General features: G+C 62.0%; 17 protein-coding genes. 8 read left to right on the top strand and 9 right to left on the bottom strand.

Features of this window, described 5'->3' with window-relative positions; all coding sequences use genetic code 11:
* Window positions 1-79: 79 nt before the first annotated feature.
* The 6 genes from V1475_RS09365 (at window position 80) to V1475_RS09340 (ending at window position 6877) form a co-directional block, all read left to right on the top strand.
* Entirely contained in the window at window positions 80-463 is a 384-nt protein-coding gene (locus V1475_RS09365; RefSeq protein ID WP_434288392.1) for a MerR family transcriptional regulator, read from the top strand.
* Between the two features lie 447 nt (window positions 464-910).
* Window positions 911-1285, top strand: coding sequence for a MerR family transcriptional regulator (locus tag V1475_RS09360; RefSeq protein WP_434290916.1), 375 nt, complete (start codon window positions 911-913; stop codon window positions 1283-1285).
* A gap of 37 nt (window positions 1286-1322) precedes the next feature.
* Entirely contained in the window at window positions 1323-3095 is a 1773-nt protein-coding gene (locus V1475_RS09355) for an acyl-CoA dehydrogenase C-terminal domain-containing protein (RefSeq protein ID WP_479412535.1), read from the top strand.
* Between the two features lie 93 nt (window positions 3096-3188).
* On the top strand, window positions 3189-3401 hold the full coding sequence (locus V1475_RS09350) for a hypothetical protein (protein WP_096806898.1): 213 nt from the start codon (window positions 3189-3191) through the stop codon (window positions 3399-3401).
* 42 nt (window positions 3402-3443) lie between these two features.
* Window positions 3444-4655: an acetyl-CoA C-acetyltransferase gene (locus V1475_RS09345; protein WP_479412534.1), complete on the top strand. Its 1212-nt coding sequence runs from the start codon at window positions 3444-3446 to the stop codon at window positions 4653-4655.
* Between the two features lie 14 nt (window positions 4656-4669).
* Entirely contained in the window at window positions 4670-6877 is a 2208-nt protein-coding gene (locus V1475_RS09340) for a 3-hydroxyacyl-CoA dehydrogenase NAD-binding domain-containing protein (protein ID WP_479412533.1), read from the top strand.
* A 48-nt stretch (window positions 6878-6925) separates the two neighbouring features.
* Here the strand turns inward: V1475_RS09340 and V1475_RS09335 are convergent, their stop codons facing one another.
* The 3 genes from V1475_RS09335 to V1475_RS09325 form a co-directional block, all read right to left on the bottom strand.
* A complete protein-coding gene (locus V1475_RS09335; protein ID WP_479412532.1) occupies window positions 6926-7123 on the bottom strand; it encodes a hypothetical protein in 198 nt (65 codons plus the stop codon).
* A gap of 231 nt (window positions 7124-7354) precedes the next feature.
* Complete coding sequence (locus V1475_RS09330) at window positions 7355-8068, bottom strand: Hint domain-containing protein (protein WP_479412531.1); 714 nt, start codon at window positions 8066-8068, stop codon at window positions 7355-7357.
* 387 nt (window positions 8069-8455) lie between these two features.
* The gene (locus tag V1475_RS09325) at window positions 8456-9103 is read right to left on the bottom strand and encodes a sulfotransferase family 2 domain-containing protein (RefSeq protein WP_479412530.1); all 648 of its coding nucleotides are present in this window, start codon (window positions 9101-9103) and stop codon (window positions 8456-8458) included.
* A gap of 127 nt (window positions 9104-9230) precedes the next feature.
* Here V1475_RS09325 and V1475_RS09320 point away from each other — a divergent pair, with 127 nt between their 5' ends.
* Window positions 9231-10256, top strand: a complete 1026-nt coding sequence (locus tag V1475_RS09320; protein WP_479412529.1) for a hypothetical protein — start codon at window positions 9231-9233, stop codon at window positions 10254-10256.
* An 87-nt stretch (window positions 10257-10343) separates the two neighbouring features.
* Here V1475_RS09320 and V1475_RS09315 read toward each other — a convergent pair whose 3' ends face one another.
* The 6 genes from V1475_RS09315 to V1475_RS09290 form a co-directional block, all read right to left on the bottom strand.
* Window positions 10344-11891 carry an SPOR domain-containing protein gene (locus V1475_RS09315; protein WP_479412528.1) on the bottom strand — a complete coding sequence of 516 codons (1548 nt, stop codon included), beginning with the start codon at window positions 11889-11891 and terminating at the stop codon, window positions 10344-10346.
* Between the two features lie 72 nt (window positions 11892-11963).
* Complete coding sequence (gene upp, locus V1475_RS09310) at window positions 11964-12596, bottom strand: uracil phosphoribosyltransferase (protein WP_479412527.1); 633 nt, start codon at window positions 12594-12596, stop codon at window positions 11964-11966.
* Window positions 12589-13581, bottom strand: a complete 993-nt coding sequence (locus tag V1475_RS09305; RefSeq protein ID WP_479412526.1) for an adenosine deaminase — start codon at window positions 13579-13581, stop codon at window positions 12589-12591. Before V1475_RS09305 ends, upp begins: the two co-directional genes overlap by 8 nt.
* Complete coding sequence (locus tag V1475_RS09300; RefSeq protein ID WP_479412525.1) at window positions 13578-14789, bottom strand: phosphopentomutase; 1212 nt, start codon at window positions 14787-14789, stop codon at window positions 13578-13580. Before V1475_RS09300 ends, V1475_RS09305 begins: the two co-directional genes overlap by 4 nt.
* A 3-nt stretch (window positions 14790-14792) precedes the next feature.
* Entirely contained in the window at window positions 14793-16103 is a 1311-nt protein-coding gene (locus V1475_RS09295) for a thymidine phosphorylase (RefSeq protein ID WP_479413963.1), read from the bottom strand.
* A 4-nt stretch (window positions 16104-16107) separates the two neighbouring features.
* Window positions 16108-16494: a cytidine deaminase gene (locus V1475_RS09290; protein ID WP_479412524.1), complete on the bottom strand. Its 387-nt coding sequence runs from the start codon at window positions 16492-16494 to the stop codon at window positions 16108-16110.
* 304 nt (window positions 16495-16798) lie between these two features.
* Between V1475_RS09290 and V1475_RS09285 the strand changes: the two genes are divergently transcribed.
* The gene (locus tag V1475_RS09285) at window positions 16799-19081 is read left to right on the top strand and encodes an NADP-dependent malic enzyme (protein ID WP_479412523.1); all 2283 of its coding nucleotides are present in this window, start codon (window positions 16799-16801) and stop codon (window positions 19079-19081) included.
* Window positions 19082-19216 lie beyond the last annotated feature (135 nt).

Genomic DNA, 19216 nt, shown 5'->3' with positions numbered 1-19216 from the left:
TATGCTAAGGTAGCGCCCCGAATTGAGTTGCGAAACTGAACTCATCTGTTTAGATGCGTCGCGAGGAGAGAGAGAAGCCATGTCTGACCGACGTCTCACGTTCAAGGAAATGTGCGCGCAGTTCGATGTGACTCCGCGCACGTTACGCTATTACGAATATATCGAGTTGCTGGCCCCCGAGAAGGAGGGTCGCTCTCGCTATTACACCCCGCGCGAAGTCGCGCGGATGACGCTGATTTTGCGGGGACGCAAATACGGGTTCTCCCTTGAAGAGATCCGCCAGTGGTTGCTGATCTACGAGGAAAAGGGCACCCAGGCTCAGGCCCGGGCCTTTGTCGAACTGGCCGACCGCCAGCTTGTCGCACTCGAAGAGCAAAAACGCGAGCTGGACAAGGCCATCGGTGAGTTGAAGGAGCTGCGCTCCGAGAGCGCAAAAGATGCGGAGACGGTGCGCATCACCTGAGTGCCTGTCCGAGGGCCGCACGCCATGACCGCGCGGCAAGGCGACGTGGCGTTCTTTCACCGCCCGCCGCAAGACGCCCCCGCAAACAAGGGGGCTTTCGGTTTCATTCCACCGGATGAAATCCCTTAAATGTAGAAAAAAACCAAAGCGCTTTAGATGGCATTTTCATAGTAAAAACAGGAAAAATTCCACAATCCATACCAAACCGTTTGCATTACAGAATCCGAATGCGTAATTTTACTGTAACGCACAGCGGGCCGCCGATTGAGACGGTGCCCGAAATGACGCCACGTTTCGAATGAAGCGGCATCGCAAATGCGATTAGGGTGGGGCCGAAGGCTGACCTTCGCGCCTCTGAATAGGAAGCCAGCCCGGTGGAATTTGCCGCCGGTCATGCCACCTAAGCGACGAGAACCGGAGTGGGCCGACGTGACGACCAAAGAGGTGATGACCATTCGCGAGATGTGCGATGCGTATGATGTGACGCCCCGCACCCTGCGCTTTTATGAAGCCAAGGAATTGCTGTTTCCGATCCGGGAGGGTCAGAAACGGCTGTTCACCAAGCGGGACCGGGCGCGTTTGACGCTGATCCTGCGCGGCAAGAAATTCGGCTTTTCCCTTGAGGAGATCCGGCAGTTGCTCGATCTCTACAAGGAAGAGGACGAAGGCGAAGCGCAGATGCGTGAGACGCTTGTGGCGTATCACGAGAAGCTTGCGGAGATGGAGGCGCAAAAACAGGCGCTGATCGCGGTGATGACCGATCTGGAGGATGAGATTGCGTTTGTCGAAGGACAGATCGCAGGACTGAAACGCGCGGAGTGAGGCAACGCTCCCGCGCGCCATGCAAGGGAGAGACGCCATGCCGAGCTACACGGCTCCGACGAAAGACATTCAATATGTTCTGCACAATGTGTTGAACATTTCCGGCTCCGACATTCCGGGCTATTCCGATCTTGAACCCGAATTCACCGAGGCCATTCTCGATGCCGCCGGTCAGCTCGCCTCCGAGGTGATCGCGCCGCTGAACGTGGTGGGCGACAAGGAAGGGTGCACCTTCGAAAACGGTGTGATCACCACGCCGACCGGGTTCAAAGAGGCCTTCGAGCAGGTGAAAGAGGGCGGCTGGCCCGGGCTTGATCTGCCCGAAGAGTTCGGCGGTCAGGGGCTTCCCTATCTGATGAGCACCGCCGTGGGCGAGATGTTCTCCGCCGCGAACCAAGCCTTTACGATGTATCAGGGCCTGACCCATGGCGCGGCCTCGGCGATCCTTGTGCATGGCACGGATCAGCAAAAGGCGACCTACCTGCCGAAAATGACCTCCTGCGAATGGACCGGGACGATGAACCTGACGGAACCGCATTGCGGCACCGATCTGGGCCTCATGCGCACCAAGGCCGAACCGCAGGCGGATGGCAGCTACAAGATCTCCGGCCAGAAGATTTTCATCTCGGCGGGCGATCACGATATGTCCTCGAACGTCATTCACCTTGTGCTGGCCAAAATCACCGGCGGGCCGGAGGGGATCAAGGGCGTGTCGCTGTTCATCGTGCCGAAATTCATGGTCGATGAAGACGGCAACCCGGGCGCGAAAAACGGCGTATCGGTCGGCTCCATCGAAGAGAAAATGGGCATCCACGGCAACTCGACCTGTGTGATGAACTATGACGAGGCGACCGGCTATCTCCTGGGCGACATGCACAAGGGCATGCGCGCCATGTTCACCATGATGAACGAAGCGCGCCTTGGCGTCGGCATGCAGGGTCTCGCCCAAGCCGAAGCCGCCTATCAGAACGCGGTGATCTACGCCAAGGACCGCCTTCAGGGCCGTGCCGTCACCGGCGTCGCGAACCCGGACGGCCCCGCCGATCCGCTGATCGTCCACCCGGACATCCGCCGCAACCTGATGGATCAAAAGAGCTTCATCGAGGGTGCCCGCGCCTTCATGCTCTGGGGCGCGCAACTCATCGACCAGGCGCATCGCTCCGAGGACAAGGACGCCGATGGCCTCATCTCCCTGATGACCCCGGTGCTCAAAGGCTTCCTGACCGACAAGGGCTATGAGGCAACGGTGAACGCGCAGCAGGTCTACGGTGGCCATGGCTATATCGAAGAATGGGGCATGTCCCAATTCACCCGCGACGCCCGGATCGCGATGATCTACGAAGGTGCGAACGGTGTACAGGCGCTCGATCTCGTGGGCCGCAAACTGGCCTCTGACGGTGGCAAACATGTCATGGCCTTCTTCGAAATGGTCAAATCCTTCTGCAAAGAGAATGGCGAAGGCGAGATGGCCGAATTCGTCACCCCGCTGAAAGCTGCGTCCAAAGACCTTCAGGGCGCGGGCATGTTCTTCATGCAGAACGGCATGAAAAACCCGAATGCGGCGCTCTCGGGCTCTTACGACTTCATGCACCTCTTCGGCTATGTCTGCCTCGGGCTGATGTGGGCGCGGATGGCGAAGGTCTCGCTGGCGGCTCTGGAAAACGGCACGGACGACCCGGAGTTCCACCAGAACAAGCTCACCACCGCGCGCTACTACATGGCGCGGCAACTGCCGATGACCGGCACTTTGCTCAAACGCATCGAGAGCGGCGCCGATCCGGTGATGACTCTCCCTGCCGAGGCGTTCTAAACTCTGCGCAACCCGAAACTGAGGCCCTCGCCCATCCCGGCGGGGGCCTTTCCATTTCAAGCGTCCGAAAAGACGAAATGACGGAGCGTAACCATGCCGAAGCGGTTCAGAATGACGCGGCGTTTTCCTGTTTCCATGACCGAAGACGGGTATCGTCGCCTCAGGCAGTTCGCGAGGGAGGCGGGCTTGGACGAGGGAGAGGCTTTGTCTTTCCTGTTCGAGAATTTCTCCTCCGTCACGGATGAAGAAAAGCTGACGCACCGCCTGCGCCTGTTCAATTCCGAACTGGCCGGGCGCAAACGCTGACGATCGAGACTGGCCTGTGGGCCGGACCCTGAGGAGGACTGAATGACTGAAGCCTATATTTACGACGCCCTGCGCAGCCCGCGCGGCAAGGGGCGCAAGGACGGGAGCCTGCACGAGGTGACCTCGGCCGCGCTTTCCGCGCAGATGCTGAACGCCGTCAAGGCGCGCAACGGCCTCGAGGGCCATGCCGTCGAGGATGTGATCTGGGGCAACGTGACTCAGGTCGGCGAACAGGGCGGCTGCCTTGCGCGCACCGCCGTTCTCGCTTCCGATCTCGATCAGAGCATTCCGGGTCTGGCGATCAACCGTTTCTGCGCCTCGGGCATGGAAGCCGTCAACATCGCCGCCAATCAGGTCAAGGGCGGGGCGGGCATGGCCTATATCGCCGGCGGCGTCGAGATGATGGGCCGGGTGGCCATGGGCTCCGACGGGGCAGCGATTGCCGTGGACCCGTCCTTGGCGATGAAAACCTATTTCGTGCCGCAAGGCATCTCGGCGGACATCATCGCCACCGAATACGGGTTCTCCCGCGAAGAGGCCGATGCGCTGTCCGTCGAGAGCCAAAACCGCGCCGAAGCCGCGTGGAAAGACAACCGCTTCGCGAAATCCATTGTGCCGGTCAAGGACATCAACGGGCTGACCATCCTCGACCATGACGAATACATGCGTCCGGGCACGACCGTCGAGACGCTCGGCGCGCTCAAGGCCTCCTTCAAGGACATGGGCGAGGTGATGCCGGGTTTCGACAAGATCGCGCTGATGAAATATCCGCATCTTGAGAAGATCAACCACATCCACCATGCCGGGAACTCCTCGGGCATCGTCGATGGCTCCGCCGCCGTTCTGATCGGCAACAAGGAATTCGGCGAGAAATGGGGCCTCAAACCCCGCGCCCGCATCCGCGCGACCGCCAAGATCGGCACCGATCCGACCATCATGCTCACCGGCCCCGTGCCCGTGACGGAGAAAATCCTCAAAGACAGCGGCATGTCGATCAATGACATCGACCTGTTCGAGGTGAACGAGGCCTTTGCCGCCGTGGTGCTGCGCTTCATGCAGGCCTTCGATGTCGACAGCTCCAAGGTCAACGTCAATGGCGGCTCCATCGCCATGGGTCACCCGCTGGGCGCGACCGGCGCGATCATCATCGGCACGCTCTTGGACGAGCTTGAGCGCACCGGCAAAGGCACCGGCCTTGCCACGCTCTGCATCGCATCCGGCATGGGTGCGGCCACGATCATCGAGCGCGTGTAAGGGAGGCAACGCATATGACCGATTTTCATTATTCCGTCGACGCGGACGGCGTCGCGATCATCACTTGGGACATCCCCAACAAGTCCATGAACGTGCTCTCGATGGAGGGCATCGCCGAACTGGATCAGTGCATCGATAAGGCGCTTGGCGACGAGGCCGTCAAAGGCATCGTCGTGACCTCCGGCAAGGACACGTTTGCGGGCGGCATGGATCTTAATATCATCGCCAAGATGAAGGACGCCGCCGGGGACAACCCGGCGCAGGGTCTCTTTGACGGGCTGATGAGCATGCATGCGATCCTGCGCAAGCTCGAGCGCGCGGGTATGGACCCGAAAACCAACAAGGGCGGCAAGCCCGTCGCCGCCGCCCTGCCCGGCACCGCGCTCGGCATCGGCTTGGAGCTTCCGCTGTCGTGCCACCGCATTTTCGCCGCCGACAATCCCAAGGCCAAGATCGGCCTGCCGGAGATCAAGGTCGGCATCTTCCCCGGCATGGGCGGCACCACGCGGGTGTCGCGTCTGGTCGGCGCGATGGCGGCGGCACCGATCCTTCTCGAAGGCAAGATGCTCGACCCGAAGCAGGCCAAAGGCGCAGGGATCATTCACGAGATCGTGGAACCCGGCGAGTTGCTGGCGAAAGCGAAAGAGTGGGTTTTGGGCGCGAAAGACGCCGACATCGTCAAACCCTGGGACGCCAAAGGCTGGAAAATGCCCGGCGGCGCGCCCTATCACCCGGCGGGTTTCATGACCTTCGTCGGTGCCTCCGCCATGGTCAACGGCAACACCCAGGGCGTTTATCCGGCAGCGAAAGCCTTGCTCTCGGCCGTCTACGAAGGCGCGATGGTGCCGTTTGACACGGCGCTCAAGATCGAAGCGCGCTGGTTCACCCATGTGCTGATGAACCCGTCGTCTTCCGCGATGATCCGCTCCCTGTTCATCAACAAGGAAGCCTTGGAAAAGGGCGCGAACCGTCCTGAGGTGGCCGATCAGACCGTCAAGAAAGTCGGCGTGTTGGGCGCGGGCATGATGGGCGCGGGCATTGCCTATGTCTCCGCCAATGCGGGCATCGAGGTCGTTTTGATCGACATGAAACAGGAGGCTGCGGACAAGGGCAAAGCCTATTCCGAAAGCATTCTCGACAAGGGGATCAGCCGCAAAAAGGTGACGCCCGAGAAGAAAGAACAGGTCTTGAACCGCATCACCGCGACCACCGATCTCGATGCGCTTAAGGGCTGTGATCTGATCGTCGAAGCCGTGTTCGAAGACATCGGCGTCAAGGCGGAGATGACCGAGAAAGTTGAGGCCATCGTCGGCGAAGACTGCATCTTTGCGTCCAACACCTCGACCCTGCCGATCACAGAGCTGGCCAAGGCCTCCGTGCGCCCGGAGCAGTTCATCGGCATTCACTTCTTCTCCCCCGTGGACAAGATGCTTCTGGTCGAGATCATCAAAGGCAAGGGAACCGGCGACGTCGCCGTGGCGAAAGCGCTCGACTATGTGCGCCAGATCCGCAAGACGCCGATCGTCGTCAATGACGCGCGCTTCTTCTACGCCAACCGCTGCATCATCCCCTATATCAACGAAGGGGTGCGCATGGCGGCCGAGGGTGTGGACCTGCCGCTCATCGAGAATGCTGCGAAGCTTCTGGGCTTCCCGCTCGGTCCGCTTCAGCTCATCGACGAGACCTCGATTGATCTGGGTGTGAAGATCGCCAAGGCGACGAAAGCCGCGATGGGCGATGCCTATCCGGACGCGGCCGTCGATGAGGTGGTGTTCTGGATGTACGATCAGGGGCGTCTGGGCAAAAAAGCCAACGCGGGCTTTTACGACTACGACGAGAAGGGCAAGCGCGGTTTCCTCTGGGAGGGCTTCAACGCCGAATTCCCCGTGGCCGACGCCCAGCCCGATCTCGACGAGGTGCAACACCGCCTGATGATGGCGCAGGTACTCGAAGCCGTCCGCGCGCTCGAAGAGGGTGTGCTGGAAGACATCCGCGAAGGCGACGTCGGCGCGATCCTCGGCTGGGGCTTTGCGCCCTGGTCCGGCGGGCCGTTTAGCTGGCTCGACATCATTGGGGCCGGTAAAGCGGTGGAGATTTGCGACAATCTTACCGCCACGCACGGACCGCGCTTCGAGACGCCGAACCTCCTGCGCGAGATGGCCGCCTCTGGCGAGACCTTCTATGGCCGCTTTGGCACGGGTGTGGACAGCAAGGCCGCCTGAGCGCGCCTCATATGACACTCAGCCCTTCCCACTTCGGGGAGGGCTTTTTTATGCGTCGTCTTTCGCCAGTTCCGCGAACATCTCGCGCCCCTGAATTTGCGGCGCCATGGTGCACCAGCGGTCTTCGACCTGCACCCAATGGGCATCCATTTCTTCGGCATGAACGATGACCCGCCCCGGTTCGGATGTAATGGGGGCAACGATGAGATTGAGAAACAGCGCAAGCGCTTCGGCTGAGATACACATGGGCAGGCTCCGTTGGCATGTTGGCCCTCGCGTCCTCCCGCACGGGGTCTCCTCTCAGCCTAACCCGGTTCGCCACATCGGGCGCTCCAAAATGCTGCATTGCTGCATTTTCACCATCCCCTGCCTTTCCTTTCAGCACAAATCGACACAATCCGCCGTTTTCACGGGCACAGCAAGACCCCCGCATATTCCCTCACATGCGGGGGACCGTCCCCCTCCCCCGGATCGCACTCAGATGACGTAACTCGATGTCTCTTCGCGGCGCTGCGGTTGCATCCGCATCCACTGGGCGTCCTGCGCATCCTCGTCCAAAAGCGCGTCGACAAACACCCGCGCCTCGGTCAGCGACAGCACCTCATAACCCGGCACAAACCGGTCCTCCATCAGATCGGCGATGCTCATCACCTCTTCCGCCGGGCAATGGAACAACGCGCCGATATTGGCGAACACCACCTGCTCCGTCGCGAAATGCAACAGGATGACCTGCACCGCCCGATGCGGACGGGCGCGCTCGATGCCCTTGTAGCCCTCAAGCGCCAGCGCCGGGATCAAGGTAAACGGATCGCCGAACATCGCCTCGCCCGTGTCGCTCTCGACCATCACCGGCTGTTCCGGCAAAAGCAGCATCTCGGCGCGATTGCCCAATGCGCCCGGCGGAACGACAAGCGGCCAGTGCTGTATCGGCACCGATCCGTGACCGAGATAGGTCCAGTTGCGGGAAATCGTCCCCACCGCCTGCATACCTTCGTCGAAGGTCAGGACCTTGTCGCCTTCCTTGATCTCCGCCACATCGCGCCAGCCCCTGGCCGTGGCGATCAGGGTTCCGGCGATGAGACCGCTGGTGAGAACCGGCTGCATCTCATGCAGAGCGCCATCCCAGGCCCCCGTCCGACCGGTGGCCTCCCGGAGCGGTTCCTTCCGCAACATCTGACCCAGTTTCATCATCGCTTCATCCCCATGAACGAGGACCTGTGACCGAAGTTTTTGCGGGTGGCAGCCCGTCGTTTCCTCACACGCCCTCTTTGCAGGTTCAGAAAATCGCCCGGCTGCGGTCAGAGTTCGGCCCGAATGGGACGGAAATACGGCACAATTTCGACACAGGCGGCAATTGAACCGATTTCATTCAATTGTTCGCGAATTTGGTAATAGTCTTTTAAGAAATTTTTCCCGCGTCTGCGGATTAACCAATTTTTCAAGGACCCGCGGCCACGCCGCTCCCGATGTCCCTCTGGAATCACGCGTCGATTCGAGCCCTCCCGCCAAAGCCCAAGCCCCATCCCACAGGTTTCATTAACCAATTTGCCGCAATCGCGACACAGTCCCGCCGTCAACTCAGTCGAAGCGATAGTCAAATCGGGCAATGTCCGAAGCCGCGATCCGCGCCACCGCCTCGGCATCCGCATCCGTGTAGAAAGATCGCACATCGCGACTGCGCTCCGACGCGTTCACCCGCCCAATCGGCGACAGATCGAACCCCAGATGATCCCACAGCGGCGCAAGATCCTCCTCCAGCGCCTCGAGCCGCACATAATGGCTGGCCCGTTCCACGCCCGCGCCATCGCACATATAGCTGCTGTAAGGCGCCGACAGGCTGCGCAGCGTCTCCGGCGCGTTCAGAAAACCGGTGAAACTCTCCGCCTTGGCCAACCGCACCGCCGGATGATCCCAGCCCTGCACCCGCAGCCAGTGATAATAGGACACGATCCGGTCCCACGGGTTGCGCACCAGCGTGAAGATGAAATAGTCACCGAACGCCTCGCGCGGCACCAGCCCTTCGATGTCGGAGAGCCGCGAATGTTTCCAAAGCCGCCCCGCCGCTTCCATCTGCTTGATCCGCCCGCGTCGCTTGACCGCTTTCGGCGTATCCCCGATCAGGATGTCATCCGCCATCGCCCGCGCCTCGAGCGCCTGCGTCAAAGCCGTGCCCCCGGTCTTGGGGATATGCACGAAAATATAGTGGCGTCCGGGTGAAATGATCATGCCCCGACCCTAACCCAAGCCACGATCGCCGCCCAGAGTGATTGTCATGAGTGATTGTCCTGAGTGATTGTCGCCCCGGATGATCCCCGCTACAGTATCCCCAAACAGAAGAAAGAGCAGCCCGCGCATGATCGCGCTCACCGAATTCGAACGTCTCGAGGCCCCCGGTCTCTGGCTTCCCGACGGGGAAAGCCAGCGCCGCCCCGTGATCGTCTCCGTCGGCGAGGCGACCCTGACGCTCTCGGAATCCCGCACCGACGGACAAGCCCTGACCCATTGGTCTCTTCCGGCCATCGAACGTATCACACCCGAAGGCGAAAGCCCCGTGCGCTACCGCCCCGCTCCCGACAGCACCGAAGAGCTGGAGATCGAAGACGAGCTGATGAACGAGGCCATCGCCCGCATCCGCCGCGCCATCGACCGCGCCCGCCCGCATCCCGGACGGCTGCGCGGTGTGCTGATCGGCACCGCGGTCGCAGCCCTTCTCGGGCTCGGCGTGTTCTGGCTCCCCGGTGCGCTGATCCGTCAGGCCGTGACCATCGTCCCCACCGTGACCCGCGCCGAGATCGGTCAGGAACTCCTGGACCGCATCCGCCGCCTCTCCGGGGCGCCTTGCGACACGGTGCATGGGGCACGGGCGCTCAACAAGTTGAAAACACGGCTCATGCCCGGCGGCGGCGGCCAGATCGTCGTGCTCACCAGCGGCGTTGCGCTCTCGCAGCACCTGCCCGGCGGCATCGTCCTGCTGAACCGCGCCGTGGTCGAGGATCACGAGGACCCGGATGTGGTCGCGGGCTATGTGCTGGCCGAGATTGAGCGCGCCCGCGAGGAAGACCCGCTTGAGCGGCTGCTGCATGAGGCGGGGCTGATGACCTCTCTGCGGTTGCTGACCACCGGTCATATTCCGCCCGAGGTGCTCGACGCCCATGCCGAAAGCCTGCTGACCGCGCCGGTCACCGGGCCGGACCGCAACAAGCTGATCGCGACCTTCGCCGAAGCGCAGGTCCACAGCGCGCCCTATGCCTATGCGCTCGACATCACCGGCGAAACCGTCCTGCCATTGATCGAGGCCGACGGGGTACAGGTCGAGACCACGCGGCCCGTCCTCTCGGATGGCGACTGGGTGGCGCTTCAGGGCGTCTGCGGCGGCTGATTTCCGGAAACGAGAGATCCCACAAAAGAAATCCCCCGCCAGATGCGGGGGTTTCTTTTTGTTGTTCTGCCTCGTCTAACTCAACGCTTATTTGCGTGCGAATGCGTCCCCATAGCCGGCCCCCCGGACCATCGCCAAAGCGGACAGGGTTTGTTCGGGCCGGGCGAAAGGACCGGCCAGAACAATCTTCAAAGGCTTACCACCGCGTTGCAGGACCTGCGACGACACCGGATAGCCCATGGCCGAGAGACGCGCGATCGAGCGCTCGGCATTCTCGGGCACCCCGAAGGTGCCCACCTGAACATAGCGCAGAGCCTGCGCCGTGTGTTGCGACGGGGCATCGGCGGCCTGAACCGCCGTCGGCACGCGCTGCGGCATCACCGACTTGGTCGACACCTGCACCGGTGCCGTTCCGGTCGCTGAAACCGTCTGTACCGTCATGCGTTTCTTGACCGGGGTGCCGAAAAGCCATTCCCAAAACGTCTTCTTGCGCGGCGCATAGAGATCGTAGGCGGGCACGGTCTGGGTCCAGACCTGCGCCATCTGCAAATCGCCCCGCGCCGTCAAAGGCCCGCGGTTCGGATTGAGCCGCCCGTCGGTCCAGGCGCGGGCATAGCCCTGCGGCAGGGTGGCCGACACCGGCACGGGCAGCGCATAAACGTCCATCCCTGCGGCGCGCGCCACTTGGGTCGTGTTGGTGTTATAGGTCGAAAGACGGGTTTGCGTCCGCTCCTGCATATAGGCGGAGGGATGCACCGCCTGCGGGCCACAGCGCACCGTATAACGGCCACTTGTGACCATATATTGCGCATCGCTGCCCAGAAGACCGGCACAGGCATCGGCCATCACCGTCGTCGTCTGCGGCACCGTCACCGGTACGGTGGCCAACATCACCGGCGGTTGTACCGGCGCCACCGGGGTCACCGGCGCACGTTTCACCGGCACACGCACCAGCGTCGGCTCCGTCGTGGTCATCCGCCCGCCATCGGCGGTGCGCACGGTCACGCCCGCGGGCAGACGTTTCAGGATGTAATCCACATCACCGGTTGAACAGAGCATCTGACCGTTCTGCTCGGCGGCGACACAGCCACGCTCGCCCACAGCCTTGCCCGCGAGCGCTTCAAGCGGCGGCAGGGTGGGTTGTTTGGCGACGATTTTCTGAACCGGGGCGGCAGGCGCGATCAGGGCCGAGGCCACGGTCGGCATCGGTGCTTCGGTCGGCTTCGTCGTCGCAGGCGCGGCCGATGTGGCGGCTCCGACCTGCACCATCGGCGCGGTTGCCACCGGTTTGACAGGCGCGGCCTGAACCGGCGCGTTGGCGACCTGTGTCGGCGCGGGATCGGGGATCACCGGCAGGTGCTCTTCGACATTGGCAAAGGTCGGCTTGAAGCCACAGAGCACGTCGCGACTGCGGGTCACGCGCGGCACCCAATGCACCGCGGCACCATCGCCCGCGCGCACATAGACGCAGCCGCGGCTGTCGACATATTGCGTGCCCTTGTAGGAGAGCGGCGGATATTCCGCCGGCTGCTCCGCATTGTACAGCGACCGGGCATCGGATTGATGAATCCCGATGACCGTCACCCCCGTCGTCGCGAGAAGAACCGCAACGGATACCGTTCTCAAAGCCTGCATTATGTGGCCCCACACATCTTATTGTGTACGAGCCTAACCCAGAACCGATTCGCTGTTAAGGGGGGAAATCGCTTATTTTGTACCGAACATGCGGTCACCCGCATCCCCTAGCCCGGGTACAATATATCCATGCTCATTGAGCTTTTCATCCACAGCCGCTGTGACGATCGGCACATCCGGATGGGCCTCTTCCATCCGCTTCACACCCTCGGGCGCGGCCAGAAGGCAGAGGAAACGGATGTTTTTCGCCCCGGCCGCTTTCAGCTTGTCAATCGCCGCCACCGAGGAATTCCCGGTCGCCAGCATCGGATCGACGGCAATCACAAGGCGGTCGCCAAGGTCCTCGGGCACTTTGAAATAATATTCGACCGGCTCAAGCGTTTCCTCGTCGCGGTAGAGCCCGACAAAGCCGACGCGCGCCGAGGGGATCAGTTCGAGAATGCCGTCGAGCAGCCCGTTCCCGGCCCGCAGGATCGAGATCAGGGCGAGCTTCTTGCCGTCGAGCGTCGGCGCCTGCATGGTCTGCATCGGCGTCTCGATGGTCTTTTCGGTCATGTCCAGTTCGCGGGTGACCTCATAGGCCAGCAGCAGGGAAATCTCGCGCAGCAATTGCCGGAACCCGGCGGTCGAGGTCTCCTTGTCGCGCATGATGGTCAGCTTGTGCTGGACAAGCGGGTGTTTCACAACGGTCAGATGGTCAAGCATCGGCAGGCTCCAGTTTCTTTGCGACCGCCTTGCGGGTCGCCTCATCGCAAAAAGCCGCATCGAGCGCGGTCTTGTTCAAGTCTTTGAAATCGTCCTCCTCCCAGCCGAAGGTCTCGGCAAGGCGGTCGAATTCGTAGCGCATGGTGGAATGGAAGAACGGCGGATCGTCGGTCGACACGGTGACTTTCACGCCGCGTTTGCGCAGCTCGGCAATCGGGTGATCGGACCATCTCGGGAAGACCTGAAGCGCGATATTCGACCCCGGGCAGACTTCCAGAACGATCCCCGCCTCGGCGATCTCATCCACGAGCGCTAGATCCTCGATGGCGCGCACACCATGGCCGATCCGCTCGACTTTGAGGTCGCGAATGGCGTCGCGGATGCTCTCCGGCCCGCCCCATTCGCCCGCGTGCGTCGTCAGGCGCAGCCCCGCCTCGCGCGCCATGTCGAAGGCGTATTTGAAATCGCCCTGCTTGCCCATGGCCTCGTCGCCGCCCATGCCAAAGCCGGTGACGAAATCGCCCTTCGTTTCCTGCGCACACAGCGCGGTTTTCTTGGCCTGATCCGGCCCGAAATGGCGCACACAGGTCGGGATCGCGCGCATGACGATGCCCGCCTCGCGCTCCATCTCGTCGGCGGCCTGTTTGATCGCAGCAAGGTAATCCTTCCACGCCTCGACATCGCCGCCCCCGCAGAAATCGGGGGCCAGAAAGCTTTCGGTATAGATCACATTCGACGCCGCGCTTTCTTCCAACACGGCGCGGGTCAGGCGGTAGTAATCCTTAGGCGTCTTCAAAACCGAGGTGGCGGCCTCATAGACTTTGAGGAAATCCCAGAAGTCTTTGTATTTATAGGCACCTTTCTCGTCGAAAATGCCCGAGAGATCGACCTTTTGCTCCGCCGCCAAGCCGCGAATGAACGCGGGCGGCGCGGCACCTTCGAGATGCATGTGCAGCTCGATTTTCGGCATATCAGATACAGTCATAGGAAACTCCGTCCGGGCCCCTGCGCCTCGATCCCGAGGTGCTCGGCCAGCGAGGCCGCCACATCGGAAAAGGCCACGGGACCAATGGGTTTGAGGCCGAGACCATAGCCCAGAACCGGCACCTGTTCGCGGGTGTGGTCCGTGCCGCTCCAAGTCGGATCGTTGCCATGATCGGCGGTGAAAATCAAAAGATCGCCCTCGCGCGCGCGCTCAAACAGCCGCGGCATCTGGGCGTCGAACCATTCGAGATGGCGGGCATAGCCGGAGACATCGCGACGGTGGCCATAGAGACTGTCGAATTCGACGAAATTGGCGAAGGTGAAGGATCCGTCCGGTGCCTCCTCCATCACATCGCAGAGATGATCGAAGAGCACTTTATCCGTGCCCTTGCGGACTTCGTCCAAGCCCTGCATCGAGAAAATATCGCCAATCTTGCCAACGGCATAGGTCGCGCGCCCGGCAGATTTCGCCCAGTCGCAAATCGTCGGCGCGGGCGGCGCGATGGCATAGTCGTGACGGTTGCCGGTGCGGGTAAAGCCCTCTTCAACCGTCCCGATAAAGGGCCGGGCGATCACGCGCCCGATCTTCATCGCATGCAGCGTCGGCGCGAGGTCCTGACAGAGCTTCAACAGCCGCTCCAGCCCGAAATGCTCCTCATGGGCCGCGATTTGAAACACAGAATCCGCAGAGGTGTAGCAAATCGGCCAACCGGTCTCGATGTGCTGCGCACCGAATTTCTTGATCACCTCAGTGCCCGACGCGTGACAATTCGCCAGCGTCCCCCCTGCCCCACAGAGCTTTGCCGCCAGATCCATCACATCCTGCGGAAAAGACGGTTGTTCATCGGGAAAATAATGCCAGTCCCACGGCACCGGCACTCCGGCCAATTCCCAATGCCCCGAAGGCGTATCCTTGCCCGGAGAGATTTCGGCGGCCACGCCATAAAGCCCCTCCGGCATCGCTTCCAATCCCGGCGCAGGATCGGAGGTCGCATGCGCCATAGCTGCACCCAGCCCCAAAGCGTCGAGGTTCGGCAGGCGCAACGGCCCGGACCGCCCGTCTTCGGCGCGCCCCTCGGCACAGGCCTGTGCAATATGCGCGATGGTGTTGGCACCGGTGTCGGGCCGCTCGCCGTTGAAAAACTTGTCCGCGTCAGGCGCACCGCCCAGCCCCACGGAATCCATCACGATCAGAAACGCACGCGTCATGGCTTATCCCGTCACCTTCTCATACACCAAAGGCGGCTCCACCGGGGTCTCCTGCCCCAGACGGATCGCCGCCCGGATCGTGGCCTCTGCCCGATCCGCATCCTCGACAGACCGCGCATGGATCGTCGCGATCAGGCTGTCTTCATCGAGATATTCCCCGATCATGCAGACATTGGAAAGCCCCACCGCCGGGTCGATTTTCTCGCCGCCTTTCAGACGCCCGCCGCCCAGATGCACCACCGCCATACCCAAAGCATGCCCATCCATCTGCGCCGCATAGCCCGGCGCTTCCGCCACGACATCGCGCACAACCGGTGCCGACGGCAAACGATCCCGCCAATGATCGACGAAATCCGCAGGCCCGCCGAGGTCCGTGATCATCCGTCCAAAGCGCTCGGCAGCAGACCCATCGGTCAGCGTGTCGCGCACCGCCCATGTCGCCTGATCGATGTCGTCCGACAGCCCGCAAAGCACCATCAACTCCCCGCCCAGCGCACAGGTCGCATCGCAGAGGATGTTGTCCACCTCGCCATTGGTCAGCGCCTCCATCACCACCATGACCTCAAGCGCATTGCCCAAAGACGGGCACAAAGGCTGGTTCATATCGGTGATCAGCGCTGAGGTTTTGCACCCCGCGCCATTCGCCGTTGTCACAAGGCTCTGTGCCAGAGCGCGGGCGTCTTCCGCCGTTTTCATGAACGCGCCGGAACCGCATTTGACATCGAGCACCAAGGCCTCAAGCCCGGCTGCGAGTTTCTTCGACAGGATCGAGGCGGTGATCAGGTCGATGCTTTCGACCGTCCCGGTGACGTCGCGGATCGCGTAGAGCCGCTTGTCGGCGGGGGCGATGGAACCGGTGGCCGAGACGATGGCGCAGCCGACCTGTTCGACGATCTGGTGGAACCGTGCGTCGGTGACTTCGGTTTTGAGCCCCGGAATGGCTTCGAGCTTGTCGAGCGTGCCGCCCGTGTGCCCGAGGCCCCGCCCCGAGACCATCGGCACATAGGCGCCCAGCGCGGCCAAGGCGGGAGCGAGCAAAAGCGACACGCAATCCCCCACGCCGCCGGTCGAATGTTTGTCGATGGCGGGCGCAGGCAGGTCCCAATGCATCACCTCGCCGCTGTCGCGCATCGCCAGCGTCCAGGCAACGCGCTCCGCATCCGCCATGCCGTTCAAAAGCGCCGCCATGGCAAAGGCCCCGGCCTGCGCATCTGTCACGGCACCGCTGGCCAACCCTTGCGCGAACAGCGTCAGTTCCGCCTCGTTGAGCGGGCGATGATCGCGCAATTTCTCGATGATCTGGCGGGCGTCCATCATATCACCCCATGTGATCCGGGGTGAAAGCGCCCGGCAACAGCTCCCCCACCGTCATGGTCAATTCCTTGCCCGTGCGCGACATCATCGTCACCTTCACATCCGGCCCCGCAAATTCGCGGATCTTCTGGCGGCACCCGCCACAGGGCGGCACGGGATCGTCGCTGTCGCCGATCACCGCCACTTCGGCAATCTCCGTCTCTCCGCCCAGAACCATGGCCGCGATGGCCCCGGCCTCGGCGCAGGTGCCTTCCGGATAGGCCGCGTTTTCGACATTCACCCCGGTATAGATCGCACCCGAAGCCGTCCGGATCGCGGCCCCCACCCGGAACTTCGAATAGGGAGCATATGCGTTCGGCTGCGCCTTTGCGGCCTCATCGAGAAGAGACATGGAACACCTCATTTTTGACGGTTTGGTCAAGACTGCGCCGGGGCGAAAGCGGATGCAAGCAAGATGCGCCGGGATCTCGACAATCCGCACCCTTGCGGCGGGCGCAAGGCGCGTTTGTGCACAGAACCGGCAAAGATTTGCCCGAATACCGGCTCGCTCTGCAAGATTGCCGCCATTCTCCCCTTGCGCGCCGCCCCTTCCGGGGCGTAGAGGCAAGGTAAACCGGGATGTGACGTCAGGTCGCAGATTTAGTTCAGCACTAAACTACCTGCCGGATGCGCCCGCAAGCAACAGGGAGAGCCCCATGCCGACGGAAAGCCGCACGACCAACCTGAAGCAGGCCGCATTGGATTACCACGAGTTCCCGAAGCCCGGGAAGCTTGAGATCCGCGCCACCAAACCGATGGCCAACGGCCGCGATCTGGCCCGCGCCTATAGCCCCGGCGTGGCCGAGGCCTGCCTTGAAATCAAGGACGATCCGGCCAATGCCTCGCGGTTTACCGCGCGCGGCAACCTCGTCGCCGTGGTCACCAACGGCACCGCCGTTCTGGGCCTCGGCAATATCGGGGCCGCCGCCTCGAAACCGGTGATGGAGGGCAAGGCCGTGCTCTTCAAGAAATTCGCCAACATCGATTGTTTCGACATCGAAGTGAACGAAAGCGACCCGGTGAAACTGGCCGAAATCGTCTGTTCGCTGGAGCCGACCTTCGGCGCGATCAACCTCGAAGACATCAAAGCGCCGGATTGCTTTATCGTTGAACAACTCTGTCGCGAGAAGATGAACATCCCCGTGTTCCACGACGACCAACACGGCACGGCCATCGTCGTCGGCGCGGCTGCGACCAACGCGATGCAAATCTCCGGCAAGAAATTCGAAGACATCAAGGTGGTGTCCACCGGCGGCGGCGCAGCTGGCATCGCCTGCCTCAACATGCTTCTGAAACTCGGCCTCAAACGCGAAAACGTCTGGCTCTGCGACATTGCAGGCCTCGTTTATGAGGGCCGCGAAGAAGAGATGACGCCGCAAAAGGCCGCCTTCGCGCAAAAGACCGATCTTCGGACCCTCGACGAGGTGATCGAAGGCGCGGATATGTTCCTCGGCCTGTCCGGTCCGGGCGTCCTGAAACCCGAGATGGTCAAGAAGATGGCGAAACAGCCGATCATCTTCGCGCTCGCCAACCCGACGCCGGAGATCATGCCGGATCAGGTGAAAAAGGTCGCCCCCGATGCGATCATCGCCACCGGTCGCTCGGATTATCCGAACCAGGTCAACAACGTGCTCTGTTTCCCCTTCATTTTCCGCGGCGCGCTCGACGTGGGCGCAACCGAGATCAACGACGCGATGCAGTTGGGCTGTATCGAAGGGATCGCGGCGCTGGCCCGCGCCACGACAAGTGCGGAGGCCGCCGCCGCCTATCAGGACGAGCGCATGGAATTCGGCGCGGATTACCTGATCCCGAAACCCTTCGATCCGCGCCTCATGGGCGTGGTCGCCACCGCCGTGGCCAAGGCCGCGATGGAAAGCGGGGTTGCGACCAAACCCGTCGCCGACATGAAGGCCTATAAGGACGCGCTCGACGGCTCGGTGTTCAAATCCGCGCTGATCATGCGCCCGGTCTTTGCCGCCGCCTCGCACGCCGAGCGCCGCATTGCCTTTGCCGAGGGCGAAGACGAACGCGTGCTGCGTGCCGCTCAAGGCATGATCGAGGAAACCACCGACAAGCCGATCCTGATCGGTCGCCCGGAGGTCATCGCCATGCGGGCCGAACGCGCGGGCGTCAAAATCCGTCCCGGCATCGATTTCGAGGTGGTGAACCCGGAAAACGACAGCCGCTACAAGCAATACTGGCAGGCCTATTACAACATCATGGCGCGCAAAGGGATCACCCCGGATCTCGCCAAGGCGATCATGCGCACCAACACCACGGCCATCGGCGCCATCATGGTCCAACAAGATCACGCCGACAGCATGATCTGCGGCACCTTCGGTCAGTACCTGTGGCACCTCAACTACGTGACCCAGATTCTCGGCACCAAGGAACATCAGCCGATCGGCGCGCTGTCGCTGATGATCCTCGAAGACGGGCCGCTGTTCATCTCCGACACCCATGTCCACACCGAACCGACACCGAAACAGATCGCCGAAACCGTAATCGCCACCGCCCGCCATGTGCGCCGCTTCGGCATCGAGCCGAACATCGCGCTCTGCTCGCATTCCGAATTCGGCAACCTCAACTGCATGACCGGGCGGCATATGCGTGAGGCCATGGAGATCCTCGACAGCGAGCCGCGTGACTTTGCCTATGAGGGCGAGATGCATATCGACAGCGCGCTCACCCCCGATCTGCGCGACCGCAATTTCCCGCACTCGCGCCTTCAGGGTCCGGCCAATGCGCTGGTCTTCGCCATCGCGGATGCGGCCTCCGGCGTGCGCAACATTCTCAAGACCAAGGGCGGCGGGCTCGAAGTCGGCCCGCTCCTGATGGGCATGGCCAACCGGGCGCATATCGTGACCCCCTCGATCACCTCGCGCGGTTTGCTCAACATGTCCGCCATCGCAGGCACGCCGGTGGCGCATTACGGCTGAGTGGCCAACCCTCTGAAATCATGGCCCTCGCAGGAAACTGCGGGGGCCTTTCCGTTTGCAACACCCATATAAAACAGCAAAGTTTGCAAACTACATTTTTGAATTTGTTTGCGAAATTTATATAAACATTCACAA

The sequence above is a fragment of the Celeribacter sp. SCSIO 80838 genome, assembly GCF_056498065.1.
The sequence above is the reverse complement of the archived record's forward strand: the minus strand, read 5'-3'. Positions and strand labels throughout refer to the sequence as shown.